The organism is Cellvibrio sp. QJXJ (assembly GCF_024452345.1).
Lineage (GTDB): Bacteria > Pseudomonadota > Gammaproteobacteria > Pseudomonadales > Cellvibrionaceae > Cellvibrio.
The window spans coordinates 2,952,728-2,978,522 of the sequence record NZ_CP101662.1; the positions used below are offsets into that span (position 1 = coordinate 2,952,728).

The window sequence follows — 25,795 nt, forward strand, 5'->3', positions numbered from 1 at the left end:
TGTAAGAGATATCGCACACGCCTGCCAGTCAAAACGCCTGCAGTTTTGTGACAGCAGGTTTATAATCCGCCGCCGCCAGCCAATAACCTGCGAGAGACACACATGCCGCCCAAGAAAAAAAGCATCGACTTTGAGCAATCGCTCGCCACGCTCGAAAGCCTGGTGGCGCGTATGGAGCAGGGCGATATGACGCTGGAAGAATCGCTGCAGGCGTTTGAAACCGGCATAGCCCTGACCCGCGAGTGCCAAACCCGCCTCGCCGCCGCTGAACAACAGGTCACCTTACTGATTGAACAACAGGGCAATATCCGCCTGGAAGCCTTTGATAGCGATGAAGGCGAGGCCTGATGGACACCGATTTCAATAGCTTTGCCAGCGCCTGTCGCCTGCGGGTTGATAGCGCCCTTGACCAATATTTCCCTGCCGGTAGCGACCCAACCCAACTGCGCGCTGCCATGCGCTACAGCCTGTTTAATGGCGGCAAGCGGGTGCGCCCGATCCTTGCCTACGCCTCAGCACTGGCGATCAACCCCAGTATCGAGCTGACCCTGATCGATCCCGTCGCCTGTGCCCTGGAGTGCCTGCACTCCTACAGCCTGGTGCACGACGACCTGCCCGCCATGGACGATGACGATCTGCGCCGCGGCAAACCCACCTGCCATATCGCCTTTACCGAGGCCAGCGCCATTCTCGCGGGCGACGGCCTGCAGACCTTGGCTTTTGACCTGCTCACCCAAACCGAGTTACCAGCTAACACCCAGATCCAGCTGGTGCGCCAACTGGCCGCAGGCTCGGGCGCTGAGGGCATGGTGCTGGGCCAAGCGATTGATTTAGCCGCCGTAGATCACCAGCTCAGCCTCGCGCAGCTGGAAACCATGCACAATCACAAAACCGGCGCACTGATCCGCGCCGCCGTTGCGATGGGCGCACTCAGCGCCGGCGCCAGCGCGGCACAATTGGCCGCACTCGATAACTACGCCGCCGCTATCGGCCTGGCCTTTCAGGTGCAAGACGATATTCTCGATGTCACTGCCGACACCGCCACCCTGGGCAAACAGCAAGGGGCCGATATAGCTCGCAACAAGCCGACTTACGTATCACTACTGGGATTGGATAGTGCCAAAGCCAAAGCTGCTGAATTACATCAGCAGGCGCAGGCCGCACTGCTGGATTTTGGTGACAGCGCCGTCCATTTGCGCCAACTGGCGCGCTATATAGTAGAAAGGTCGAACTAGCCAAGCCTCTGCCAAGCTGCCTACAATGGCCGACTGCCACCTGATAACCAGACTGATGACCGCGAATGCATAACGAGATACCCACCTCCCGCCCGCTCACGCCACTGCTCGATAGCATCGACAGCCCCACTGAGCTGCGCGCCCTGAGCGAAAAGCAGCTGCCGCAATTGGCAGAAGAACTGCGCGCCTTTTTGCTCTACAGCGTCGGCCAGACCGGCGGTCACTTTGGCGCTGGCCTCGGTGTGGTAGAACTCACTATCGCCCTGCATTACGTCTATCAAACCCCGAACGACCGCCTAGTGTGGGATGTGGGCCACCAGACCTATCCACACAAAATCCTGACCTCGCGCCGCGAGCGAATGGGCACTATTCGCCAGGGCAGCGGCCTGTCCGGCTTCCCCAAGCGCGAAGAGAGCGAGTTCGATACCTTTGGGGTCGGCCACTCCAGCACCTCCATCAGCGCCGCCCAAGGCATGGCGATTGGCGCCAAAATGGCAGGCATTGAACGCAAAGTGGCAGCGATTATCGGCGATGGCGCCATGACCGCCGGTATGGCATTTGAAGCGCTGAACCACGCCGCGCACACTGAGACCGATATGTTAGTGGTCCTCAATGACAACAACATGTCCATCTCCCCCAATGTGGGCGGCTTTTCCACTTACCTGTCCAAAATCTGGGCGAGCAAGTTTTACAACTCATTGCGCGAAGGCAGCAAACAGGTGCTGGGCAAGATCCCACCCGCCTGGGAGTTTGCGCGCCGCACCGAGGAGCACTTCAAGGGTTTTATGTCGCCCGGCACCCTATTTGAGGAGATGGGTTTTAACTATGTCGGCCCCATCAACGGCCACGATCTGGGCGATTTAGTGCGCTGCCTGAGCAACCTGCGCGAGATCAAAGGCCCAAAACTGCTGCACATCATCACCCAGAAAGGCAAAGGTTTTGAGCCAGCGGAGCTGGACCCGGTGGGCTATCACGCGCTCAACAAAATCGAGCCCAAAAAAGCCGAACTTGGCGCGGTGGATGCACCCAAAAAAGTGAAATATCAGGACGTATTTGGCCGCTGGCTGTGCGATATGGCGGCGCAGGATGACAAGCTAATTGGCATCACCCCCGCCATGTGTGAAGGGTCGGGAATGGTGGAATTTGCCGCCCACTTCCCAGAGCGCTTTTACGATGTGGCCATCGCCGAGCAACACGCGGTGACACTGGCAGCAGGCATGGCCTGTGAAGGCCAGAAGCCGGTAGTGGCGATCTACTCCACCTTTTTGCAGCGCGCCTACGACCAGTTGGTACACGACGTCGCCCTGCAGAATCTGGACGTCACCTTTGCCATCGACCGCGCGGGTTTGGTCGGCGAAGACGGCCCCACCCACGCCGGCAGTTTTGATATCAGCTTCCTGCGCTGTATTCCCAATATGGTGATTGCCGCACCGAGCGACGAAAATGAGTGCCGCCAGCTGCTTTACACCGCCTACCAATACCAAGGCCCCGCCGCTGTGCGCTACCCGCGCGGAACAGGCCCGGGCACAGCGATAGAAAAAACCATGACCGCCCTGCCCATCGGCAAAGGGGTTATCAAACGCGAGGGTAAACAAGTCGCCCTGCTCTGTTTTGGGCCGCTACTGGCTACCGCCCAACAAGTCGCCGAGCAGCACAATTACACCCTGGTGGATATGCGTTTTGTGAAACCGCTGGATGCACAATTAGTGGAGCAGCTGGCGGGCTCACATCAATTGCTGGTGACCCTGGAAGAGAATACGATTGCTGGCGGTGCAGGCAGTGCCGTGACCGAACATTTAAATCATATCGGCCTGATTTGCCCGACCTTACAGCTCGGTTTTGGCGATGAATTTGTTGAACACGCCAGCCAGAAACAGCAGCTGGCAAGCCAGGGGCTGGACGCCAAATCCATCGCCGAGCGTATTAGTTTGCGCCTGAAGGCAACAACAAGCGACGCCAGATCCATAGCACACTAAACTCGATAGTGAGGCTGCCAAGCATTACATAGCAGCCTGACTGTCAACCTGATTAACCCGCGAGGAGAGCGCCACCTTGTCATCCTCTAAAGCTGATCACTCCCAAGGCCTGCTGTTGTTTCGCCTGCACAACCAACAGATATTTGGCCTGGGCACACTTAAAATCCAGGAATTGGTTCCTTATCAAGCCGTGACCCCCATGGTCAACCAGCACCCGGGTATTCTGGGTGCGCTTAACATTCGCGGCCAGACCATGCCCATAGTCGACCTCGCGGCAGCGGTGGGCAAAGGCGCCACCCCGCAAGATGCACTGGCCAGTAGTTTTATTATTGTCACCGATGTACAGCGCCAAAAAGTGGGTTTTCTGGTGCGCCAGATCGAGCGTATTGCCGATACCAACTGGCGCGATATCAGCGCGCCCGATAAATTTTTGGGCAATAGCATTTACATCACCGGCGTCACCCGGGTCGACAACCAGCTGGTACAACTGCTGGATGTGGAAGTGATCATGGCACGCCTCTTCCCGCTCGACGCCTCCAAAGCCACCGCCACCATTACCGATGTAGAACGCGAGCAGCTGCGCCCCATGCGTATTTTATTGGTGGATGACTCGCGCACCGCGCGCAAACAGTTGAGCGACTCCCTCGATGCCATCAATGTGCGCTATCAGGTGACCGATGACGGCCAAAAGGCGCTGGAGATCATGCGCGCAGCAGCCAATCAAGGGCAGCCCATCGACATTCTGGTCAGCGATATCGAAATGCCCGGATTGGATGGCTACGAACTGGCCTTTGCCGTGCGCGACAACAAACAACTCGCCAGCGCCTACATCATCCTGCACACCTCACTGTCCAGCAGCATCAGCGTCAGCCAAGCCCGCCAGGTCGGTGCCGACGAAGCGCTCACCAAATTCGACGCGCGTGAATTAATCGATGCAATGTTGCGTGGCGCCACCAAAAAAGTTCGCTAACTAGCGCCCAATCAAACCAATGACGCCACCCCACCCGCAAATCGCTCCGCCAGAAAATCGATAAACAACCGTACCTTGGGCGCCAAATGGCGCTGCTGGGGGTAGACCACCCAGACCCCGGCGTCGTTAAAACGGTAGTCGTCCAATACCTTCACCAAGCGGCCATCGGCAAGAAATTCATCCACGTAATAATCCGGCAACTGCGCCAGCCCCAAACCTTTCAGCGCTGCATCCAGCAGGGCCGGGCCGGAGTTGGCCTGCCAGTTACCGCGCACCTGTAGATCCTTACACTGGCCGCCGTCACTTAATAGCCAATAACCGCGCGTGCCAACCAGGCAGTTGTGGCGCTCCAAATCGGTCAGGGTTTGTGGCGCCGACACGCGCGCCAAATAGGTGGGCGAACCGACTATGTACTCTCGTCGGTCACACAGGCGTTTGGCGATCAGGGTGGATTCGCGCATGACCCCCATGCGAATCGCCAGATCAAACCCCTCTTCAATTAACTCCACCTGCCGGTTGCTGAAGTACATCTGTACCTTGAGTTGCGGGTAAAGCAGCTGAAAGTCGTTCACCAAGGGCGCGATATAACGGTCACCAAAGGTGGTCGCTGCGGTAATTTTCAGCAATCCCGTAGGCTGGCCTTGATGATGCTGCAGCAGCGATTCCGCCTCGCGCAGCCCATCAAACAAATGGCGACAGCTGTCGTAATAGAGTTGCCCCGCATCGGTAAGGCGGATCTGGCGCGTGGTGCGATAGAGCAATTGCGTGCCCAACTGCTGCTCCAACTGGCTCACCAGCCGACTCACATGGGAGTTAGATACTTGCAGCTCCCGCGCTGCGGCGGCAAAGCTGCCAAATCGAACTACCGCGATAAACGCCTCTACCCGCTCCCAATGTTGCATTGTTGCTCCACGGCAATAATTAAGTGATTTTCAGCTAGCTTATTGCCACTGAGTCACTAGTCTACACTTTGCACCCGGAAATTTTAACGCTGAGGAGTCACCCATGAAATCACGCGCCGCTGTCGCTTTTGCCGCTGGCAAACCACTGGAACTGGTAGAGATCGATGTTGAAGGCCCACGCACCGGCGAAGTGTTGGTGCGCATTGTAGCCACCAGCGTCTGCCACACCGATGCCTATACCCTGTCCGGCAGCGATCCCGAAGGGGTATTTCCGGCAGTCTTGGGCCATGAAGGCGCGGGCATTGTGGAGGCGGTAGGCGAAGGCGTAACCAGCCTGAAAGTGGGCGACCATGTGATTCCGCTCTACACCGCCGAGTGCGGTAAATGCAAATTCTGCTTGTCCGGCAAAACCAACCTGTGCGGCTCAGTGCGCGCCACCCAAGGCAAGGGGCTAATGCCCGACGGCACCACCCGCTTCTCCTTTGAAGGTAAACCCCTATTCCACTATATGGGCACCTCGACTTTCTCCGAGTACACCGTATTGCCGGAGGTTTCCCTCGCCAAGGTTTCCAAAGATGCACCGCTGGATAAAATCTGCCTACTCGGCTGCGGCGTCACCACCGGTATCGGCGCCGTCATCAATACTGCCAAAGTCACCCCCGGCTCAACCGTCGCAGTATTTGGCCTGGGCGCTATCGGCCTCGCGGTAATTCAAGGTGCGCAGATGATGAATGCCAGCCGCATCATCGCCATCGACGTAAACCCCGACAAATTTGAACTCGCCCGCCAATTTGGCGCGACCGATTTTGTAAACCCCAAAGACCACAGCGCGCCCATCCAACAAGTGATTGTGGATATGACCGACGGCGGCGTGGACTACTCCTTTGAATGTATCGGCAACGTGAACGTGATGCGCTCGGCACTGGAGTGCTGCCATAAAGGTTGGGGGGAATCGATCATTATCGGCGTGGCTGGCGCCGGGCAGGAAATCAGTACCCGCCCCTTCCAACTGGTGACCGGTCGCGTATGGAAAGGTTCGGCGTTTGGCGGGGTTAAAGGCCGCAGCCAGTTGCCTGGATATGTGGAGCGCTATATGCGCGGCGAGATCAAAATCGACGAATTTATCACCCACGATATGCCGTTCGACCAAATCAACCACGCCTTTGACTTGCTGCACGAAGGCAAAAGTATCCGCACCGTTTTGCACTTCTAAGCGCTACAGGGGCACCGACATGACCAGTATTTTGACCAACATCGCCAGCAGCAAAAGTTTTGGCGGCTGGATAAAGCGTTACAAACACCATTCCACCAGCCTCAACTGCGACATGGTGTTTGCGATTTATTTACCGCCGCAGGCCGAAACCCATACGGTGCCAGTCTTGTGGTGGCTGTCGGGGCTGACCTGTACCGATGAAAACTTTATGCAAAAAGCCGGCGCCCAGCGCATGGCGGCAGAGCTGGGTATTGCCATTATCTGCCCGGACACCAGTCCGCGCGGCCTGAGCCTGCCCGGCGAGCACGACACCTATGATTTCGGCTCCGGCGCGGGCTTCTACCTGAATGCCACCCAAGCGCCGTGGGATAAACACTACCGCATGTACGACTATTTGACCCTTGAGCTGCCGGAACTGATCAAAGCGCACTTTCCGGTGAATGGTCGCGAATCGATCAGCGGTCACTCCATGGGCGGCCATGGTGCGCTGGTGCTGGCGCTGCGCCAACCGGGCCGCTACGCCTCGGTATCGGCCTTTGCACCTATCGCCAACCCTGGTAACTGCCCTTGGGGTCAAAAAGCGTTTAGCGGCTATTTGGGCGAAGATCGCAACACCTGGCAGCAGTACGACGCCTGCGCATTGATTGGGAGCGGTGTATCAAGCCAAGAGCTGCTGGTGGATCAGGGTGATGCGGATGAGTTTCTAGCACCGCAACTGGGCGCAGACGCCCTGCAAGCCGCCTGCGCCAAAGCGGGCCAACCGCTGCTTTATCGCACCCGCAGCGGCTATGACCATGGCTACTTTTTTATTGCCAGCTTTATCGACGATCACCTGCAGTATCACGCCAAATACCTTTATCCAACGGGTGCTCACCACTAAACACCCGCCAACACCCTTATTTGCGCATAAAAAAGGGGCTTGCCAAGCCCCTTTTTCTCGGCTAGCTTTGTAATCGGTTACAAAATAATTGCAGTAGAGTTATCCATTAACTTCCGGCTGTTCGACACCACAGAATAATAATTTTGTTTTAATTCAAAGATATACACAAAAACCAGCATTTGTTTGCCTACCGATACAATAGGGGGTTTTATCTTTTATTAACAAAAAACAAGTAACCGGTTACAAACAATTGGTTAACAGAAGGACGCAAATAACAAGCCGCCCGCATTTACAACAAGGATTGGATGTCAGGAAGAGCGTTTTGACAGTGAGTTGTTCATCGCCTTGGACGAGGCGCCCGCAAGAATAATCATAACGAGGTTCAACCCCATGAAAGTAACAAAACTTATCAAACCCTTCGCCGCCCTAGTGCTGGCGCTCAGCGCCATCAGCAGCAGCGCCGGCATTTATGTGTCCGGCAGTACCGTCTATGAAAACAGTTCGCCCTTTGTGATGCGCGGCGTCAATGTCGCCCACGCCTGGTACAACGACAAAACCGCCAACTCCCTGAGCGATATAGCTAAAACCGGCGCCAACAGCGTGCGTGTGGTGCTCGCCAGCGGCAAACTCTGGAGCCGCACCCCGGAATCGCAAGTGGTTAGCATCATCAGTCAGGCCAAAGCCAACAAACTGATTACCGTGCTGGAGGTGCACGACACCACCGGTTACGGCGAACAAACGGCGGCCACCCTTAATGAGGCGGTGGACTACTGGATCAACATTAAAAACTCACTGATCGGCCAAGAGGACTACGTCATTATCAATATTGGCAACGAGCCCTTTGGCAATGGCCAATCCGCCAGCGCCTGGACCGACGGCCACAAAAATGCCATCAGCCGCCTGCGCGCCGCCGGTTTCAAACACGCACTGATGGTCGATGCCGCTAACTGGGGCCAGGACTGGCAAAACATCATGCGCGACAACGCCGCCAGCGTATTGGCCAGCGATCCGCAAAAGAACGTGATTTTCAGTGTGCATATGTATGAAGTTTATGGCAGTGCCAGCAGTATCAACAGCTACATGGCCAGCTTTAAAAACAATGGGTTAGCTTTGGTGGTGGGCGAGTTCGCGGCAGATCATTTTGGTAGCAATGTCGATGAAGGCTCGATCATGAGCTACGCCAAACAATACAACTATGGCTATTTTGGTTGGTCATGGTCAGGTAATGGTTCTGGCTTGGCCTCGCTGGATATCGCCCAAAACTTCAACGCCAACACACTAACCACCTGGGGCAATACCCTCATCAATGGCAGCAATGGCATTAAAGCGACTTCCAGACTAGCCAGCATTTTTGGTGGTAGCGCATCATCCAGCAGCAGCTCCAGTGGCAATAGCTGCGGTACCGCGCCCAATGGCTACCCCTATTGCTGCAGTGCCAGCTCAGCCACCGGTAATGGTTGGGGTTGGGAGAACAATCAAAGCTGTGTGGTGCGTACCACTAGCAGTAGCTGCAACTGGTATGGCACCAGCTACCCGATTTGCACCAGCGTCAGTTCTGGCTGGGGCTGGGAAAACAACCGTAGTTGCATCTCCCAAAGCACCTGTAATTCGCAGTAAGGCGTTTTCAGGCAACATCCTTTACAGCCCTTTGGCGATGTAGCAATACATCGCCTTTTTTACGTAGCCGCCAGCCAGTAAATGAAAAAGCGCAATCGGTTCGCGTCAGGGTTTAGCCATGAGCACAACAGGGAGGCGTAAAAAGCAGAGCAAAGCGGGAGAGAAGGGAGAAGTTACAGAAGAGAGATGCATGGAAACTCAAGTCCTTTTGAGCCTCACTAAACCACTCACTCATTTCATGGTCATGCCGCGCTTTTATACAGCTTGTACTTTTTTAAAACCAACAGCGCTAGTCTCTTATGTGATGCAGTTCCCATATTTGTCGCCAAATGTAACAACTTATTACAGCGGATTACATTTCGCCTGGTTACAACCTTGTTTTACAGCCATTAAAAAAGCGCCCTTAGGCGCTTTTTTAATGAGGGGTTAATACCGAACTCAATTACTTGTGTGCAAAACGTTTGCGAATCAAGAACAGGAAACCAAACGCAAAGATCAGGAACAGCGGGAACAGTGCGAGGTTTTGCAATGTCGCTTGGCCTGCAGTCAACTCTACCGCTTCCGCCGGAACACCACTGGCAATCGCTTCGGCTTTTGCATCATCCAACCAACCGCCAATTACCGGATTCCACATACTCATGGAGAACATACCGGCACCACCTAACAGGGACATCCCCAGCGCACCCGTTTTCGGCTGGTATTCACTGATAAACCCGATCATCGTCGGCCAGAAGTAGGTAACACCCAATGCAAACACCATCGCTGCAATGTAAATCATGCCGCCGGATGCATTGCTCAACAGGAAGATACCAATGGTGGTCACCACGGCAGACATCAACAACACACCCACCGGGTTAAGAGCCTCTACAATCGGGCCAGCAAAGAAGCGGCCCAATGCCATCAGACCAGTTACCAAGGCCAATACCAACATGGGGTGAGCACCTGACGCACCAAAAATACGGTCAACCCATTGCTGGGTGCCAAATTCAGACGCGGCGGTCACAGTCATGCAGAAGAACATGAAAATAAACAGCGGCGAGAACAACGCTTTGATATTGGTTTTGGTAGAAGTCTCGGAATTCGCCATGGTTGGGAATGGCTGACCGAAGATCATTACGCCATAAATAATGGTAGGAATGATCATGATCGCAATTTGCCACTGCCAATCCAGACCCAACTTGGTCATCAGGCTTGACACCAAAGCACCGATCACAATGCCACCGGGGAACCAAACATGGAACTTGTTGAGCATGGCAGTTTTGCGAGTGTGGTAGATATCGGCGATCAAGGGGTTACAGGCGGCTTCAACCGAACCGTTAGCAAAGCCGATGAAAAAGCTCGATAACAACAGAGTGACAAAACCATTGGCGGTAATTGTCAAAATCAAACCAATCAAGTGGCAGGCAAAAGCCAGATACATCAAGGTGCGTGCACCGACATGGTTATAAATCAAACCACCAAACATCATCGCCACCGGAAAACCGAGGAAGGCCATGCCGTTAATCCACCCCAACTGGGTGTTGCTGAAGTTAAAGTCTGCACTCAGTTGCGTGAGGATACCGGCGCGAATCGCAAAGGTCATTGCGGTCACAATCAGTGCGACGCAGCAGGCGGTAAATAGTCGCTGCGGATTAATAGTTGCTGAGGAGCTGGTCATAGGATTTATACCTTTTTATAGGGTTTTATTGTTACTTGGTTTGTTATTGATTGTTGTTGTGAGTTGTTGTTTGACAAAACCAAACTGCCGGGCACAAAACCCGGCAGTTATTGACACTACACCAGTGGCGTCCAAACGCCATCCTGTTGCGATGAGGTTAGCACAGCCTGAATAAAGCGCATGCCCTCCACACCTGTGTCTATATTCGGCACCCAATTTTGCAAAAAGTGGGGCTCGCCCTGCTGACGCGCAATCAAAATATCGGCGATGTCTTTATAGAGGTTGGCAAAACCCTCCAGATAGCCCTCCGGGTGACCACCCGGTGTGCGCATACCACGCGCTGCAATATCGCTACCTATATCACTGCGACGGGTAATACGTTGACGCGGTTTATTCAACTCGCAGAACCACAGCTCGTTAGGATTTTCCTGCGCCCACTCAATGCCGGCTTTTTCGCCATACACACGAATACGCAAACCATTTTCACACCCGGGTGCAACCTGGCTTGACCAGAGCATCCCTTTGGCGCCGCCATCAAAACGCAGCAGAGCATGTACGTTGTCATCTACCGGGCGACCATCAACAAAACTGGTCAAATCCGCACTGACGGTTTTCACTTTTTGCTGGGTAATAAATTGCGCAAGCTGGAAGGCGTGAGTGCCGATATCGCCCAAACAACCTGCCAACCCAGAGCGCGCGGGATCAGTGCGCCATGAAGCTTGTTTGTTGTCGTCTGCCGCCGCTTCGGTCAGCCACTCTTGTGGATACTCCACTTGTACAACACGCAGTTTGCCGAGTTTACCCTGCTCGATAATTTCACGGGCATAACGCACCAAGGGATAAGCACTGTAGTTGTGGGTAAGCGCAAAAAAGCAGCCGCTTTTTTTCACGATCTGCTCCAGCTCCAGCGCCTCTTCCAAAGTGCGGGTCACCGGTTTATCGCAGATCACATCCACACCGGCTTCCAAACAGGCTTTGGCAACCGGAAAGTGCATATGGTTAGGCGTTACGATAACCACTGCCTGAATACCATCGGCGCGGGTTTTCTCTGCCCGCAGCATTTCTTCATAGGAGGTGTAAGCGCGATCGGCAGCGATGTGTAAATCAGCTGCAGACGCCTGGGCATTTTCGGGATTAGAAGACAGCGCACCCGCGACCAGTTCAAACCGGTCATCCATACGCGCCGCAATACGATGCACCGCACCGATAAACGCACCGCGACCACCACCGACCATTGCATAACGAATTCTTGGAGTTGTCATTGTTGAATTCCTGAATTTTTACAGACCGAGAATTTTACGATTTTTGGCTTCGTCGATGCCGCTCTTGGCAAAATCGTCAAACGCGCGCTCGGTGACTTTAATGATGTGCTGCTGGATAAATTTAGCGCCCTCTTCCGCACCCACTTCCGGGTGTTTCAAGGCACATTCCCATTCCAGCACAGCCCAACCGTCATAATCATAAGCGGCAAACTTGGAGAAAATTTGTTTGAAATCTACCTGACCATCACCCAATGAACGGAAGCGACCGGCGCGATCCACCCAGCTTTCATAACCGCCATATACACCCTGTTGGGCGCTGGGGTTAAATTCCGCATCTTTTACATGGAACATTTTGATGCGCGCGTGATAGCGGTCGATAAACGCGAGGTAATCGAGCTGTTGCAATACAAAGTGGGATGGGTCGAACAAAATATTCGCACGCGGGTGATTGTTTACCGCTGCAAGGAAGCGTTCAAAGGTAGCGCCATCATGTAGGTCTTCGCCCGGATGGATTTCGTAACACACATCCACACCCGCTTTATCAAAGGCATCCAGAATGGGCATCCAGCGTTTGGCCAATTCGGCAAAACCCTGCTCCACCAAACCGGCAGGACGCTGTGGCCAAGGGTACAAATAGGGCCAGAGCAGCGCACCGGAGAAGGTCGCATGAGCGGTTAAACCGAGGTTTTTACTTGCCTGTGCCGCCAACATCAATTGCTCAACCGCCCAAGCCTGACGCGCAACGGGGTTACCGCGCACTGACTCTGGCGCAAAGCCGTCAAACATTTCATCGTAAGCCGGGTGCACCGCCACTAACTGCCCTTGCAAATGGGTGGATAGCTCAGTCGCCACCAAACCGTGTTTAGCCAGTGTTGCTTGAAACTCAGCACAGTATTCTGTGCTGGTTGCTGCTTTTTCCAAGTCAAAAACGCGCTTGTCCCATGTGGGAATTTGCACGCCTTTAAAACCTAAACTCGCCACCCAACCCGCGATGCTATCCAGGCTGTTAAACGGAGCGGTATCACCTAAAAATTGTGCGAGAAAAATCGCGGGGCCTTTCAGCGTTTTCATGGGGGAATCTCCAACAGAACAGGGGCGTAAACCAAGGCGGCGCTGTCGCAACGAGCCGCTTCATTATTTAAATTGCCGGTACATATATACAAGATGACTTAAAGTAATCATAACAATAAGCCATACGGAGGCAAGACTTTATTCCAAGTCGCCAAAACGCGCGACAGAGCAAACAGTTATTTACACTTCCGGCAACGCCCGGAGGCATCAGCCGGACATAACTCACACACCAGCGGCGGCTTCGATTAATAAGGAAAAAGAAACACCGGCCAACGCCCCAAACGCAGGGTGGGATTTAAGGCGCGAACGGCTAGTCGCCGGACTGGGCAGTCCACATAAAAACCGCGCCAATTGTCGCGGCTGCTGCAGTGCTACATGCGCCTCACGCTTCACACCTGCAACAAGCGTTTGCTGCGCGGGCGTGAGCGGTAATACAGGAGGCAAAGACATAAGCGCTGGCTGCGCATGGCGACAGTGATTGCAGATACCACAGGGCGGCGCGCCCTCTTCACCAAAATAGTACATTAGCTGCTGGCTCAAACAGGCGGGATTATTGGCAAACGCAAGCACCGCATGAATGCGCTGAATATCCCGCGCCTCCCGCTCGGCAAATAATTGTTCCAGGTAATGATGGAGTTCGGCCAGCTGATCGGCGTTATGCATGGTTTTATTATTTTTATAGCCCTGACGCAAATTGGCGACGGTTAATTCAATCCACCCCTGCTCTGCCAAATAATCCAGCGCGTTACTGATACGCTCTTTGGATTCCTGCAATTGTTCCGGTACCGTCAACATATCCAGCGACAACCATTTTCTGCCCATACGCCCGGCAGCAAATAAACGCTGTAAAAAACCAGCGCGGTCAGCATCAAACTGCGCAAGGATAAATGTATGGTCCCGCAAAAAATGTATTTTGTATTCGGTATAAAACGGACTCTGGGCACTGATCACACCGCGCAGCTCTAAATAAGTGAGCGCGGTATTCAATACCAGCGGACGTAAATCAAACTGATTGGATAATTCATAAGTCGATATATCAAATACATCGTCAAAAGTGAGCAAGTGCTGCACCAATGCCCGCAAACTTTCTGCTGTGGGCGTATCGCCATAGGTAAAATTTTCCAATACGCGAATATCATCGGCCACCGCAAACATTTCACATAATGAAGGCTCGCGATCGCGCCCGGCGCGCCCAATTTCCTGCACGTAGTTTTCAAACGATTTGGGCAAATTAAAATGGTACACCGCGCGAATATTACTTTTGTCTATGCCCATACCAAAGGCGATAGTAGCGACAACTATCGGCACCTCGCCGCGCATAAATTGATTTTGCACCTGCTCGCGCTCGTCATCCGGCAACCCGGCGTGATAATGCACCGCCATTAACCCCGCGGCATTAATTGCCGCCGCCACTTCCTCTGCGGTCTTTTGCAAAGTCACATACACAATAGTCGCAGCGTTGCGCGGATGTTTTTGCAAGCGCGACAGAAGTAAATTCATTCGCTCCTCTGCACTACAGGGTGTGACACGCAATTGTAAATTCGGGCGCGCAAAACTGGTTTGAATATGGTCCGCCTGGGCGATAGCAAATTGTTTGCAAATATCGGCGGCCACTGCTGGTGTTGCCGTTGCCGTTAAAGCCAATACACGCTCAGCGCGCAACGTTTTGGCAAGATCAGCCAGGGTTAAATAATCCGGGCGGAAATTATGCCCCCATTCAGAAATACAATGCGCTTCATCTATCGCCAACAAACTGATTTTGCAGCGCGCAAGCCGCTGCACAAAACGCTCGTTCTTTAAACGCTCGGGCGAGACATACAATAATTTTATCTGCTGCTGATAAATGCCATCGTAGATGGCCTGCACCTCATCTTTGGACAGAGAAGAATCCAAACGCGCGGCCGCAATACCCAGCGCCTGCAATGCATCTACTTGATCTTTCATCAACGCGATAAGCGGCGAGACAACCAGCGTTAAGCCGTCGAGCATTAATGCAGGCAATTGATAGCAGAGACTCTTACCTCCGCCTGTCGGGAATACTGCAAGTGCAGATCGCCCCGCGAGTAGCGCGCTAATCACTTGCTGTTGACCGGGACGAAAGGAGTTAAGTTTAAACGACTGTTCCAGAACAGTATGAGACGATGACATAAAAAGACATTCCGTAATGTTGTAGTTCTTCCATGAACCTAAAGCGGCACACTAAATCGGCGACTTAAAACGTCGCCAACCGAGTATAAACAGGCTACTCAACAACAATGCCCATAGACTTGGCTCCGGTACATTATTTATTGGCGTAAAGCTGACCTTGGTTGAGCCATAACCCTCAAAATAATTCACGGGCTCAAGCAAACTGAATACCACTGAGTTTTCCCACACATCGACTGCTGACTTGAGCGTATGCAAATGATCATCCGGTTTAAAACTGGCTTCCATCCATAAATCAAATAAAAAACTGTGGCCTAACTGATTTTTAAACGAACCACGCAGCGCTATGCCGGTATACATATCCGCGACGGATTCTACATCGAGATAATTTTGGGTATCCAGGTCAAACAAATAGGTTTCACCCGTGCGGTAATTATTGAATTGGCCACCCGCAATCGCACCGTTATAGCGGCCGCGCTCCGGGAGTGCATTGGAGTCAGCAACTGACTCATCAATAAAAAAACTAATGCTGCCACCAGGCTCCGGTTCACCGGTATCCCAATCGTAAAAAGTGAGGTTATCTATATCCAAACGTACCAAGCCAGCCATGGCAGAAGGTGCAGCCAGCGCAACTATCAAACCCACTATTGTTATGAATCGCATAAACGTCTCCCAAAATCCCTCGATAACGAACCTCAACCAACGGCAAGATCAGAACTGCCGCGCGCTGCAGCAACCCACTTCTTTTAGCCGATGCAACGCGCTTGCCCAATGGCTCTTCATATTAACTGGAACCTTTGCCGATAACAGTGAACTTTTTTACAAGAACTGATTTTAGGTGTCGCCATGAGACCAGCGGTTAACAAAACCACTCAAAACTGAACCGACCGTTATAAAAAAATATTTTTAAAAGATACTTTTTGCATAACTAGCCGGTTAAGCAGTAGCACCCCACTGAAAGCACAGGCTGATCAGCGCAAGCGTTTAACCAATTCAACGCGGCGATTTTTTTGCTTCCCCGCATCACTGGTATTGCTACTGGCGGGCGCATAAGGGCCAACACCCTGTGCCTGCAGGCGCGCGGCAGCGACTTGATAATCTTTTACCAGCCTGGCAACCACCTCATTAGCGCGCTGCCCGGAGAGCGTGACATTGGAGGCACCATCGCCCGTGTCATCGGTATGGCCAACGACGTAGAGCAGCAAATCCGGATTGCGCTTTAACAGTTCTGCAATCGCATCCAGAGTGGGCTTGGATTCCGCTTTAATATCTGCCTTGCCGGTATCAAAATAAATACCATAAATCAGCGCTTTACCTTCAGCATCAAGCTGTTGCTTCAAACTATCGGCATTTACATTCACTAAACCTGTTTCTACCGCTTTTTCTTGCACAATCACTTGCTGTACACCCACTTGTGATTCATAAGCACCAATAAATAAAGCGATATACACATTGCCGGTCGGCAAGGATTTTTTAGCCAATAAGTAATAGGAGTTGCGATACCAATTGTAAACACTCCCAGAGATGGCCAATGCCTCACCCAGCTGACTACTTTGTTTTTCGTTGCCGCACTGCGTTAATTCGCACTGCGAAATAAACGCAAAACCAGCGCTGGTTAAGGCATTTTTATAATTTTCATAGACCTTTAAGGTCGAAACATTTTCGATAGTGTAAGTGTGACGGGTTAAATCGCCGGTTAATTGCAGTGGCGTTTTTTCTGTTGCATTGATTGCATAAGGAATTGTTACAACTTCCGTATCCATTTTTTTATGTTGTGAAATTTTTGCGCCGGGATAGCGCGGCAACATCTCATTATCTTTCGCCTTTTCATCTGCCGACAAAGGCTCGGTACTGGTTGGCGCTGCCGCCTGCCCGGCGTAAGCAGCGTCTACTTTTACCAAACCTGTTTCCAGTGGCTCGGTCTCAAGTATCACCTGCTGCACACTGACCATATCTTCATAAGCGCCAAAAAACCAAGCAGCTATAACTTTGCCTTTCGGTGATTCTTTTTCACCAATCCAATAATAGGGGTTGTGGTAATTGTTGTAGACACTGCCCCTTACCGCAATCGCGGTACCTAGTGCCGCCGCCTGATCTTCATCGCCACAAGCCTCTAGCGCACAAGAAAACAGCGGTTTAAAGCCCGCCTGTTTGGCAGCAACAATGTAATTTTCATACACCTTGAGCGATGAAACATTTTCAATTTCATAATTGTGCAAATACAAATCGCCCACCACATCCAACCGGGTAAAGGAGTACGGTTCTTTGCTGACATCCACTATAGAAATCGGGAAGGTGTATTTTTCATAGTCATACATTTTTGCCTGCTCAAGATCCGCATTGGGATAAGCCGCAAACAGCGGATGATCTTGATCGTAACTCGCATACAACGGTGAGCTTATTAGTGCAAAAGAAAGCACAACAGGGTGTGATAACAGCGACAGTGTACGAGAAAACATAACAACTCCTTGGTTAATTTTTAGTGTGATATTGACAGGTATCTCTATGACAGAAAATAGGCAAGATTAATACTGGGCGCTTAACACGCAGTGAATACAGATCACAAATTTGATGCGGGTGTAATATGCTTAAACTAATATCAGCTTTATTAGCGTGAAACAGCAACGTATCCCTTAGTACAATCTATTCGCCATACAATCACGGGCAGAGGTCAGGCGACTGCATCAAATGTCGCAAAAATACAATTCATTGAACCTGGAAACAGTCATAGTAAAGATACCCCCCCTATGGAACTTATCACATGCAACCAAATCAGTTATTCCGTTCACTGCTAGTTACAATATTTGTATTAATTGCTCCCTGGGTACAGGCCAAACCACTGAATTTTGAAACGGAATATCAAACATTTGAGAAGCAACCCGTTTCACTGCAGGCATTAATCGGGAAAAAACCGATCTATCTGAAATTCTGGGCAACCTGGTGCCTGGATTGCCGCCGCGAGCTACCAAGCCTTGAGAGAACCTATCAACAATACAACGATAAAATTGCCATCTTTGCCGTGAATTTAAATATCAACGAAACCGATGAAACAATTCGTTCGCTGCAACAAAAAAATAAACTCACTATCCCAATATTAATGGATAACAATGGCACCATTGCAGGAAACTTTGAATTTAAAGGAACACCTTTTCATGTATTGATTAATAACCAAGGAGACGTGGTTTACACTACCTACACAGACGACGAACAACTCGCCGATCAATTAGCCAAGCTCGCAAGCAACTCCAAAACGGCAGCAACACCTGCAGATGCAACAGTAGAAATCAGCTCTGTTGCCAAAACATCCTTACCTAAAGGTGCTGCGGTAATGTATTTTTCGGCAACCTGGTGTGATTGGTACATGAAAGACATACATCCTGAACTGAGCAGCAATTGCATCAATGCCCTGAAAATTATTGATAAACTTTATCGTTCAACACCAAAGCTACAACTATCTGCCTATGTCACTCATTTATGGACAGAGCAGACGGATGTGAATGATTACAGTAAAAAATTCTCACTTCCTTATAATGTCAGCGTGGACAAAAACAACGAACAATTCCGCCGCTTTAAAGCCACAGGTTATCCCACAGTGATTGTGTTGAAAGACGGCAATGAAATCGCCCGCATTACCGAATTTGACGGCAGTGAGAAGCCACTGCAAGTGATTAAGGCCGCGCTAGCTACACATTAAGGATAGGGATTAAAATTACTAAATAAAAAAGCGCCCCTTTATCCGGTTGCGCTTTTCTATTTACAACAGTTGAACCCAGAAAACGATTCTTAGCATTTAACTATTTGGGCCTGTGCGACCATCACTATCTATAGCGGATAGGTCAATAGCGAAAAATGGATTTGGTTTACCAGAAAATGAATAGTAATCGGGTAAAGGATATTTTTACTCAAGGTATAACTCAACCCATATAAAAATCCCGCTAGCGCATAAATCCAAATAGCAGCACCACTCAAACCCACATGTATTGCTACAAAAATTACTGTTACCAGCAACAAAGGTAATAATTCTTGTACCCAGCGGTTAGTCGTCATACCGGCCACAGCATTGCACAACGACTGCTGTAGTAACAGGCGCATAAATGCCTCTTCTGCCAAAGCGATAACAAACAAATTGACCAGCGCAAATAACACCATGTGTTCTATTGCTTTTGGCTGAAAACGCAAATCCAAGACCGGGATAGCAATCGCCACAATCAGCGCTGGCGCAAGCAGTGCAATTAAAAATTGCCATAATGGTGAAGCCACAAATTCGCAGTTACGCAATCTGGGCCAAAGTAAAAACAACAAACACAGACCAACCAATAGCTTGGAAAAATTTACAAACATCTCAAAGCGTGGTTCAGAACCGGCTTCATGTGCGAGCGACAATAATAGTGGATAAGAAAACCCTTCCGGGCGATAGGTCGCCACAAAAAACACCAGTGGCACCAACAATATAAAGACGCCAACTTTTATCCAGCGATTTAACGCCTCTTTCCGAAAAAACATGGCAAGGCAAACAACACCTGCCAGGCCAATCATATTGACCCAAGGCATCCAACCCACAATAACCAAAACTGCAACAACAAGCGCGAGCAGGACACCCGCTATCAATTCTTTTTTATTCACGATAATTTTCTTCTTGCTCACAATAAAAAAGCCGATTCTCTCGAATCGGCTTTTCATTTTAATAATCTATTTATTCATTAAAAAACTTCTTAACCCCATCGAACCAACTCGACTGTTTGGGCGAGTATTTCCCGCCTTTCATGGTCGTTTGGAATTCTTTGAGTAAATCTTTTTGTTTGCTTGTGAGATTCACCGGTGTTTCTACTACAACACGGCAGAGCAAGTCACCCACTCCACCACCGCGCACTGGCGTTACACCTTTACCGCGCAATTTGAAAAGTTTGCCGGTTTGGGTTTCAGGTGGAACTTTTAATTTTACGCGACCATCCAGTGTTGGAACTTCTAATTCACCACCCAATGCAGCATCGACAAAATCGATGGGGACCTCGCAGTACAGGTCGGCGCCGTCGCGTTTAAATATATTGTGCTCGCGTACATTTACCTGCACGTACAGGTCGCCACTGGGTCCACCATCGGCACCGGCTTCGCCTTCACCGGACAAACGAATACGATCACCCGTATCAACACCCGGCGGTACTTTTACCGACAAGGTTTTGGTTTCTTCTACACGACCCTGACCGTGGCAAGGCTTGCATGGATCAGAAATAATAGTGCCGCGACCACGACAGGTGGGGCAGGTTTGTTGCACTGAGAAAAAGCCCTGCTGCATACGCACCTGGCCATGGCCGCCACAAGTGGAACAGGTAACAGGTTTGCTGCCGGGTTTTGCACCGGAGCCGTCACACACTTTACAGCTAACGAGCGTGGGCACTTTAATTTGTACGCTGGTGCCTTTTACCGCTTCTTCCAAACTCAGTTCAAGGTTGTAGCGTAAATCGGAGCCGCGCGCCGGGCCGCCGCGACCACCACGCCCGCCGCCACCAAAAATATCGCCGAACACATCGCCAAAAATATCGCTGAAATTGTTAAAGCCAGCACCGCCACCGCCGCCCATGCCTGACTGACCATCCACACCAGCGTGACCAAACCGGTCATAGGCTGCGCGCTTATTGTCATCGGAAAGTACTTCGTAGGCCTCATTGGCTTCTTTGAATTTTTCTTCCGCAGAGGGGTCATCCGGATTTCTGTCCGGGTGAAATTTCATCGCCACACGACGGTAAGCTTTTTTCAATTCTGCTGCGTCTACATCTTTTTTGACGCCGAGCACTTCGTAGTAATCGCGTTTTGCCATGGTTACACCGATAGTAGAAATGTCTTTTGCATTTCAGTTAATAATTCATTTGCTTCTTACATGACAAATGCGGGCAAGCCCGCATTTGTTTTTGTTACTTCCTGATCAGTGATCGAAAACTTATTTATTGTCTTCTTTCACTTCTTCGAATTCAGCATCTACGACACCGTCATCTGCCGCTTTGTTGCCGCCTGCTTGTTGCGCACCGGCACCAGCGTTAGCACCTGCAGCTTGCTGCTCGGCGTAAAGCTTTTGCGCGAGTGAACCTGAAGCCTCGGTCAACTTGGTAGTTGCCGCTTCGATTTTCGCCAGATCTTCCGACTTAGCCGCATCGCGACCTTCAGTCAGTGCTGCTTCGATAGCAGATTTTTCATCAGCAGTCGCTTTGTCACCAGCATCCTTCAAGGTTTTTTCTGTAGCGTGAATCAAACCTTCCAAGGTGTTACGCGCTGCAACTACTTCGGCAAACTTGCGGTCAGCATCAGCGTTGGCTTCTGCGTCTTTAATCATTTTCTGGATTTCATCGTCGCTCAAACCGGAAGAGGCTTTGATCACGATGGATTGCTCTTTACCAGTGGCCTTGTCTTTCGCGCTTACATTCAAAATACCGTTGGCGTCGATATCGAAAGTCACTTCAATTTGTGGCATACCGCGTTGCGCTGGTGGAATATCGCTGAGGTCAAAACGACCCAGTGATTTATTTTGCGACGCTTGTTTACGCTCACCTTGTACTACGTGAATAGTCACAGCCGTTTGGTTGTCATCCGCAGTCGAGAAAATTTGCGATTTCTTGGTAGGAATCGTGGTGTTTTTGTCGATCAACGGAGTCGCAACACCACCCATGGTTTCAATACCGAGCGTCAATGGGGTCACGTCCAACAACAATACGTTGGTGGTATCGCCTGACAATACTGAACCTTGAATTGCCGCACCGATGGCTACCGCTTCATCCGGGTTTACATCTTTACGTGCTTCTTTGCCAAAGAAATCCGCAACGGCTTTTTGTACCAATGGCATACGGGTTTGACCGCCTACCAAAATCACGTCATCAATTTCGCTCAGCGATTTACCGGAATCTTTAATCGCTTGTTTTACTGGCTCCATGGAGCGAGTGACCAAATCTTCCACCAGCGATTCCAACTTGGCGCGAGTCAGTTTGACCACCAAGTGTTTTGGACCGGTTGCATCAGCAGTGATGTAAGGCAGGTTCACTTCAGTTTGCTGACTGGATGACAATTCAATTTTGGCTTTCTCTGCTGCTTCTTTTAAGCGTTGCAGCGCCAGTGGATCGTTGTGCAAATCGATACCGGTATCTTTCTTGAAAGTTTCCGCGAGGAATTCAATCAAGCGCATATCAAAGTCTTCACCGCCGAGGAAAGTATCGCCGTTGGTTGAAAGCACTTCGAATTGGTGTTCGCCATCTACGTCTGCAATTTCGATAATGGAAATATCAAAAGTACCGCCACCCAGATCGTATACCGCGATGGTGCGATCGCCCACGCCTTTATCCAAACCGTAAGCCAGTGCTGCAGCAGTAGGTTCGTTGATAATACGTTTTACATCCAGGCCCGCGATGCGACCGGCATCTTTGGTGGCTTGACGCTGTGAATCGTTGAAGTAAGCCGGAACAGTAATGACCGCTTCGGTCACTGCTTCGCCGAGATAATCTTCAGCGGTTTTTTTCATTTTCTTCAGCACTTCAGCAGAAATTTGTGGCGGTGCTTTTTTATCGCCTTTCACTTCTACCCATGCATCGCCGTTGTCGGCTGCAACAATTTTATACGGCACCATGGAGATGTCTTTTTGCACCACATCGTCTTTGAATTTACGGCCGATCAAACGCTTTACCGCGTACAAGGTATTGTGCGGGTTAGTGACTGATTGACGCTTGGCAGATTGACCCACCAGAATTTCATCGTCGTTGGTGAACGCAATGATCGACGGCGTAGTGCGATCGCCTTCGGCGTTTTCGATCACTTTTGGTTTGCCGCCTTCGAGTACAGATACGCAAGAGTTGGTAGTACCCAAGTCGATGCCGATAATTTTGCCCATGGTGTTGCTCCTAAAAATCTATGTGTTGCCGGGCGCGTGATCACTGGCTGGTATGTGCGTGACCTGCGCCGAATTGTTAACTTAAAAGTCGGTTATTTACTGGCTGGATCAGCACCAATCGCCGTGGATTTATGCTTTTGCCGGTAGTTGTTTCCTATATTGGCGCCAACGCGATGAATTCAAGTGCAGCGCCAAAAAAATCCTTACACTTCCTGCGGATATCCAAAAAAAATCAAGGTGCCTTGGACACGACTACCATCGCCGGACGCACTAAACGACCATGCAGGGTGTAACCTTTTTGGAAGCAGTTGAGCACAGTATTGGGCTCTACGTCAGGGTTGGGAACTGCAGAAACCGCTTGATGTAAATTTGGATCAAAAGGTTCACCTTCAGGGTTCACTACCGCCACTTGATGACGGAGCAGTGCATCCACAAAGGATTTATGGGTGAGCTGAATACCTTCAATAAACGCAGCAAAAGCTTCATTGGCCGGATCGATACTCGCCAATGCACGCTCCAGGTTATCCACTACGGGCAGCAGGTCGTTGACCATTTTTTCCAAACCAAACTTATGCGCTTTTTCCACATCTTGCTCGGCGCGACGACGCGCATTTTGCGCATCCGCCTGCGCGCGCAGGGATTGCTCTTTGGCTGACTCATAAGCCGTAGCCAAAGTGGCGAGTTGCGCTTGCAGGGTTTCAATACTCAGCTCGGCATTGGCCTCGGGTTGACCTTGAGCCTCGGCAGTTTCCTGCGCTTGCTGCTCGGTTGCTTGTTGAATATCGGAATAATCTTGAGTTGACACAGTGTTCTCCAATGATCAGTTGGGCGGAGTTCTCGGCAATGGAGCAGGCTCCGCAATAATGGCCACAGCAAAGGCGTTGGTGTCCAGTGCAGGCTATATGGGGCTGAGGTGGGCAGATTCAAGCAAAGTGCGGCGAAGTTTTTGCCACACCCCTGCTGGCGGCAATTGAACCTAACTACGGATTTCCAGAATTGACGCCACCCTTAAAGCACCATCATGGCGCACAAATCATTGTTTTGATCATCGTCTATTACGCCCAGATTCTGTGCATATCCCCACTTTTATGTGGTTTTTGACGCCTTTTCATCGCCTTAATAACCAAGGCCCACCAAAAAACACAGCCACCTGAAAATACCTTGCGACCACCATTGACAACGTTGTCTCATGCAGCTACTGTCAATCCATCTGATCACAACTTAGCCGCCTTCGGAGGCCCCATGTCATTACGCGTCAAAATCTGGATTGTCTCCGCCCAAATCCTGCTCGGCCTGCTGGGGATAATGTTGATTGGGCTATTTACCCTGCGCTATTCCAATAATCAGGATAATGAAGCGCGTGTGGAGCAGCTACTGAATAGCACCTATGCGACGGTGATCCAGATGGAACAGCTGGCCGCGCGCGGCGAACTAAGCGATGAGCAAGCCAAAAAAATCGCGACGGATTTGCTGCGCAACAACATCTATCACAAGTCCGAGTATGTGTATGTCGCCGATGAAAAATTGAATTTTGTCGCCGCACCGCTCGACCCGCAAATTCACGGCACCAGCTTCCATGAATTTAAGGATGGCAATGGCCGCAGTGTGGGTGAGATCCTGCAAAAAGCGGTGGAAAAAGCCCGCGGTCAAACAGCCCGCTATAAATGGACCCAACGTCAGGCCGATGGCTCCATCGAAAATAAATTGTCTATTGCCAAACTTTCACCGCGCTGGAATTGGGTGGTAGGCACTGGCATTGGTTTTAACGAAGTCAACGCGCGCTTTTGGGAAACCGCCAAATGGCAACTGACCATTTGTTTACTGGTGATGCTGATTATTGTGGTTCCCGTGGTGCTGTTTGCGCGCAAGCTTGATAACGGTTTGGGCGCGGAATTAAAAGAAGTGCTGGCGCTGGTGCGCGCCGTTGCCAACGGCGACCTGACCGAGCGCAATGTACGTCGCGCAGCAGAGGACAGTATTTATGGTTCGGTAGTGAAAATGCGCCATGCCTTGCGCGAGATGATCGGCAGCATTTCGCACATGGTCGCGCGCCTGCACGCGATTAGCGATGACATAGTCCATAAAGCTGAAACCAGTACCGCAATGGCTGAAGACCAAAGCGCCAATACCATTAAAATCGCGTCTTCTGCAGAAGAATTTAATCTGCAAACCAAGGACGCCATGCAGCAGGCAAAAATTGCCACTACCCAAACCGATCACGCCTCCAAAACCGCCAACCAGGGGCAAAAATTGATTTCCAGTGCGGTAAAAAGTTTTGTTGAAATCGACAACAGCGTGACCCAAACCCAAACCAGTATTGATGACCTCGCGGCGCGGATTAACAGCATTTCTGCAGTGATTTCGGTGATTAGCGAAGTCGCCAACCAAACCAATTTGCTCGCACTGAACGCCGCGATTGAAGCGGCGCGCGCGGGTGAACAGGGCGCGGTTTTGCGGTAGTGGCCGACGAAGTGCGCCAGCTCGCGCAGCGCACCACCCAAGCCACCAGCGAAATTGGCGAGACCATTACCGCTGTGCAGAACTCCAGCCGCATCGCCAAACAAAATATGGATGACATGGTGGTGCAGTTAAAAGATGGCATAGGCCAAACCCGTCAGGGCGGTGAAATTGTGGAGAGCGTGCGGCAGGAGACTGATGAAGTCGCCAAGATGGTCGCGCACATTGGCAACTCACTCATCGAACATGTACAGGCGAGCAGTTTGATTCTGGAGTATGTAAGCCAGGTCGAGCAGTCATCGCTGGGCACCAAAGATGCTGCGCGCGGTACGCTGCTGGCGTCCCAACAAATTCGCGACGCCTCCGACGAACTGAGCCGCCAATTGGAAGGTTTCCGCCTCTAGCATTCCGGAACGACTTATCGCCCCCCCACTTGCCGCCGCCTGCGCAAATACTGTATATATAGCCAGACAATTATTCACCATAATGTCTGGCTTTTTTAGTGGCGCACTTCATCGCCGCTGCCGGATTTGCGAGGCGCTG

General features: G+C 51.2%; 20 protein-coding genes and 1 pseudogene. 10 read left to right on the top strand and 11 right to left on the bottom strand.

The window, feature by feature from the left end; translation table 11 throughout:
- Positions 1-102 precede the first annotated feature (102 nt).
- The 4 genes from NNX04_RS12895 (at position 103) to NNX04_RS12910 (ending at position 4,181) form a co-directional block, all read left to right on the top strand.
- Positions 103-348, top strand: coding sequence for an exodeoxyribonuclease VII small subunit (locus NNX04_RS12895; protein ID WP_007639645.1), 246 nt, complete (start codon positions 103-105; stop codon positions 346-348).
- Complete coding sequence (locus NNX04_RS12900; RefSeq protein WP_261946029.1) at positions 348-1,235, top strand: polyprenyl synthetase family protein; 888 nt, start codon at positions 348-350, stop codon at positions 1,233-1,235. Before NNX04_RS12895 ends, NNX04_RS12900 begins: the two co-directional genes overlap by 1 nt.
- A gap of 65 nt (positions 1,236-1,300) precedes the next feature.
- Positions 1,301-3,211, top strand: a complete 1,911-nt coding sequence (dxs, locus tag NNX04_RS12905) for a 1-deoxy-D-xylulose-5-phosphate synthase (protein ID WP_261946030.1) — start codon at positions 1,301-1,303, stop codon at positions 3,209-3,211.
- 76 nt (positions 3,212-3,287) lie between these two features.
- A complete protein-coding gene (locus NNX04_RS12910) occupies positions 3,288-4,181 on the top strand; it encodes a chemotaxis protein (protein WP_261946031.1) in 894 nt (297 codons plus the stop codon).
- An 11-nt stretch (positions 4,182-4,192) separates the two neighbouring features.
- On the opposite strand, the gene NNX04_RS12915 is transcribed toward NNX04_RS12910, so the two are convergent.
- Positions 4,193-5,083, bottom strand: coding sequence for a LysR family transcriptional regulator (locus tag NNX04_RS12915; protein ID WP_261946032.1), 891 nt, complete (start codon positions 5,081-5,083; stop codon positions 4,193-4,195).
- 103 nt (positions 5,084-5,186) lie between these two features.
- Between NNX04_RS12915 and NNX04_RS12920 the strand changes: the two genes are divergently transcribed.
- The 4 genes from NNX04_RS12920 to NNX04_RS12935 all read left to right on the top strand — a co-directional run bounded on the left by NNX04_RS12920 (position 5,187) and on the right by NNX04_RS12935 (position 9,223).
- A complete protein-coding gene (locus NNX04_RS12920; RefSeq protein ID WP_007639640.1) occupies positions 5,187-6,296 on the top strand; it encodes an S-(hydroxymethyl)glutathione dehydrogenase/class III alcohol dehydrogenase in 1,110 nt (369 codons plus the stop codon).
- 19 nt (positions 6,297-6,315) lie between these two features.
- The gene (gene fghA, locus NNX04_RS12925; RefSeq protein ID WP_261946033.1) at positions 6,316-7,176 is read left to right on the top strand and encodes an S-formylglutathione hydrolase; all 861 of its coding nucleotides are present in this window, start codon (positions 6,316-6,318) and stop codon (positions 7,174-7,176) included.
- A gap of 390 nt (positions 7,177-7,566) precedes the next feature.
- The gene (locus NNX04_RS12930) at positions 7,567-8,793 is read left to right on the top strand and encodes a cellulase family glycosylhydrolase (RefSeq protein ID WP_261946034.1); all 1,227 of its coding nucleotides are present in this window, start codon (positions 7,567-7,569) and stop codon (positions 8,791-8,793) included.
- A 118-nt stretch (positions 8,794-8,911) separates the two neighbouring features.
- Complete coding sequence (locus NNX04_RS12935) at positions 8,912-9,223, top strand: hypothetical protein (protein WP_261946035.1); 312 nt, start codon at positions 8,912-8,914, stop codon at positions 9,221-9,223.
- A 12-nt stretch (positions 9,224-9,235) separates the two neighbouring features.
- Here the strand turns inward: NNX04_RS12935 and NNX04_RS12940 are convergent, their stop codons facing one another.
- From NNX04_RS12940 to NNX04_RS12965, 6 genes are all read right to left on the bottom strand, one after another.
- Positions 9,236-10,450, bottom strand: coding sequence for an MFS transporter (locus NNX04_RS12940; protein ID WP_151054773.1), 1,215 nt, complete (start codon positions 10,448-10,450; stop codon positions 9,236-9,238).
- Between the two features lie 116 nt (positions 10,451-10,566).
- Positions 10,567-11,712: a Gfo/Idh/MocA family protein gene (locus NNX04_RS12945; protein WP_261946036.1), complete on the bottom strand. Its 1,146-nt coding sequence runs from the start codon at positions 11,710-11,712 to the stop codon at positions 10,567-10,569.
- An 18-nt stretch (positions 11,713-11,730) separates the two neighbouring features.
- Positions 11,731-12,783 carry a sugar phosphate isomerase/epimerase family protein gene (locus NNX04_RS12950; protein WP_261946037.1) on the bottom strand — a complete coding sequence of 351 codons (1,053 nt, stop codon included), beginning with the start codon at positions 12,781-12,783 and terminating at the stop codon, positions 11,731-11,733.
- A 222-nt stretch (positions 12,784-13,005) separates the two neighbouring features.
- Positions 13,006-14,931: a RecQ family ATP-dependent DNA helicase gene (locus tag NNX04_RS12955; RefSeq protein WP_261946038.1), complete on the bottom strand. Its 1,926-nt coding sequence runs from the start codon at positions 14,929-14,931 to the stop codon at positions 13,006-13,008.
- 51 nt (positions 14,932-14,982) lie between these two features.
- Entirely contained in the window at positions 14,983-15,591 is a 609-nt protein-coding gene (locus NNX04_RS12960; protein ID WP_151054781.1) for a PEP-CTERM sorting domain-containing protein, read from the bottom strand.
- Positions 15,592-15,899: 308 nt separating this feature from the next.
- On the bottom strand, positions 15,900-17,387 hold the full coding sequence (locus NNX04_RS12965) for an OmpA family protein (protein WP_261946039.1): 1,488 nt from the start codon (positions 17,385-17,387) through the stop codon (positions 15,900-15,902).
- Between the two features lie 302 nt (positions 17,388-17,689).
- On the opposite strand from NNX04_RS12965, the gene NNX04_RS12970 reads away from it, so the two are divergent.
- Positions 17,690-18,622, top strand: a complete 933-nt coding sequence (locus tag NNX04_RS12970) for a TlpA family protein disulfide reductase (RefSeq protein WP_261946040.1) — start codon at positions 17,690-17,692, stop codon at positions 18,620-18,622.
- Positions 18,623-18,750: 128 nt separating this feature from the next.
- On the opposite strand, the gene NNX04_RS12975 is transcribed toward NNX04_RS12970, so the two are convergent.
- From NNX04_RS12975 to grpE, 4 genes are all read right to left on the bottom strand, one after another.
- Entirely contained in the window at positions 18,751-19,572 is an 822-nt protein-coding gene (locus NNX04_RS12975; RefSeq protein WP_261946041.1) for a CPBP family intramembrane glutamic endopeptidase, read from the bottom strand.
- Positions 19,573-19,621: 49 nt separating this feature from the next.
- The gene (gene dnaJ, locus NNX04_RS12980) at positions 19,622-20,743 is read right to left on the bottom strand and encodes a molecular chaperone DnaJ (RefSeq protein ID WP_151054787.1); all 1,122 of its coding nucleotides are present in this window, start codon (positions 20,741-20,743) and stop codon (positions 19,622-19,624) included.
- 120 nt (positions 20,744-20,863) lie between these two features.
- Entirely contained in the window at positions 20,864-22,795 is a 1,932-nt protein-coding gene (dnaK, locus tag NNX04_RS12985; protein ID WP_151054789.1) for a molecular chaperone DnaK, read from the bottom strand.
- A 232-nt stretch (positions 22,796-23,027) separates the two neighbouring features.
- The gene (gene grpE, locus NNX04_RS12990) at positions 23,028-23,600 is read right to left on the bottom strand and encodes a nucleotide exchange factor GrpE (protein ID WP_007639614.1); all 573 of its coding nucleotides are present in this window, start codon (positions 23,598-23,600) and stop codon (positions 23,028-23,030) included.
- A gap of 500 nt (positions 23,601-24,100) precedes the next feature.
- Here grpE and NNX04_RS12995 point away from each other — a divergent pair.
- Positions 24,101-25,656, top strand: a pseudogene (locus NNX04_RS12995) (methyl-accepting chemotaxis protein).
- Positions 25,657-25,795 lie beyond the last annotated feature (139 nt).

Bases quoted from the DNA above. Each gene is read 5' to 3' on its own strand.
- NNX04_RS12895 (WP_007639645.1), top strand. From the start codon at position 103: ATGCCGCCCAAGAAAAAAAGCATCGACTTTGAGCAATCGCTCGCCACG.
- NNX04_RS12900 (WP_261946029.1), top strand. From the start codon at position 348: ATGGACACCGATTTCAATAGCTTTGCCAGCGCCTGTCGCCTGCGGGTT.
- dxs (WP_261946030.1), top strand. From the start codon at position 1,301: ATGCATAACGAGATACCCACCTCCCGCCCGCTCACGCCACTGCTCGAT.
- NNX04_RS12915 (WP_261946032.1), bottom strand. From the start codon at position 5,083: ATGCAACATTGGGAGCGGGTAGAGGCGTTTATCGCGGTAGTTCGATTT.
- NNX04_RS12920 (WP_007639640.1), top strand. From the start codon at position 5,187: ATGAAATCACGCGCCGCTGTCGCTTTTGCCGCTGGCAAACCACTGGAA.
- fghA (WP_261946033.1), top strand. From the start codon at position 6,316: ATGACCAGTATTTTGACCAACATCGCCAGCAGCAAAAGTTTTGGCGGC.
- NNX04_RS12930 (WP_261946034.1), top strand. From the start codon at position 7,567: ATGAAAGTAACAAAACTTATCAAACCCTTCGCCGCCCTAGTGCTGGCG.
- NNX04_RS12935 (WP_261946035.1), top strand. From the start codon at position 8,912: ATGAGCACAACAGGGAGGCGTAAAAAGCAGAGCAAAGCGGGAGAGAAG.
- NNX04_RS12940 (WP_151054773.1), bottom strand. From the start codon at position 10,450: ATGACCAGCTCCTCAGCAACTATTAATCCGCAGCGACTATTTACCGCC.
- NNX04_RS12945 (WP_261946036.1), bottom strand. From the start codon at position 11,712: ATGACAACTCCAAGAATTCGTTATGCAATGGTCGGTGGTGGTCGCGGT.
- NNX04_RS12950 (WP_261946037.1), bottom strand. From the start codon at position 12,783: ATGAAAACGCTGAAAGGCCCCGCGATTTTTCTCGCACAATTTTTAGGT.
- NNX04_RS12955 (WP_261946038.1), bottom strand. From the start codon at position 14,931: ATGTCATCGTCTCATACTGTTCTGGAACAGTCGTTTAAACTTAACTCC.
- NNX04_RS12960 (WP_151054781.1), bottom strand. From the start codon at position 15,591: ATGCGATTCATAACAATAGTGGGTTTGATAGTTGCGCTGGCTGCACCT.
- NNX04_RS12965 (WP_261946039.1), bottom strand. From the start codon at position 17,387: ATGTTTTCTCGTACACTGTCGCTGTTATCACACCCTGTTGTGCTTTCT.
- NNX04_RS12970 (WP_261946040.1), top strand. From the start codon at position 17,690: ATGCAACCAAATCAGTTATTCCGTTCACTGCTAGTTACAATATTTGTA.
- dnaJ (WP_151054787.1), bottom strand. From the start codon at position 20,743: ATGGCAAAACGCGATTACTACGAAGTGCTCGGCGTCAAAAAAGATGTA.
- dnaK (WP_151054789.1), bottom strand. From the start codon at position 22,795: ATGGGCAAAATTATCGGCATCGACTTGGGTACTACCAACTCTTGCGTA.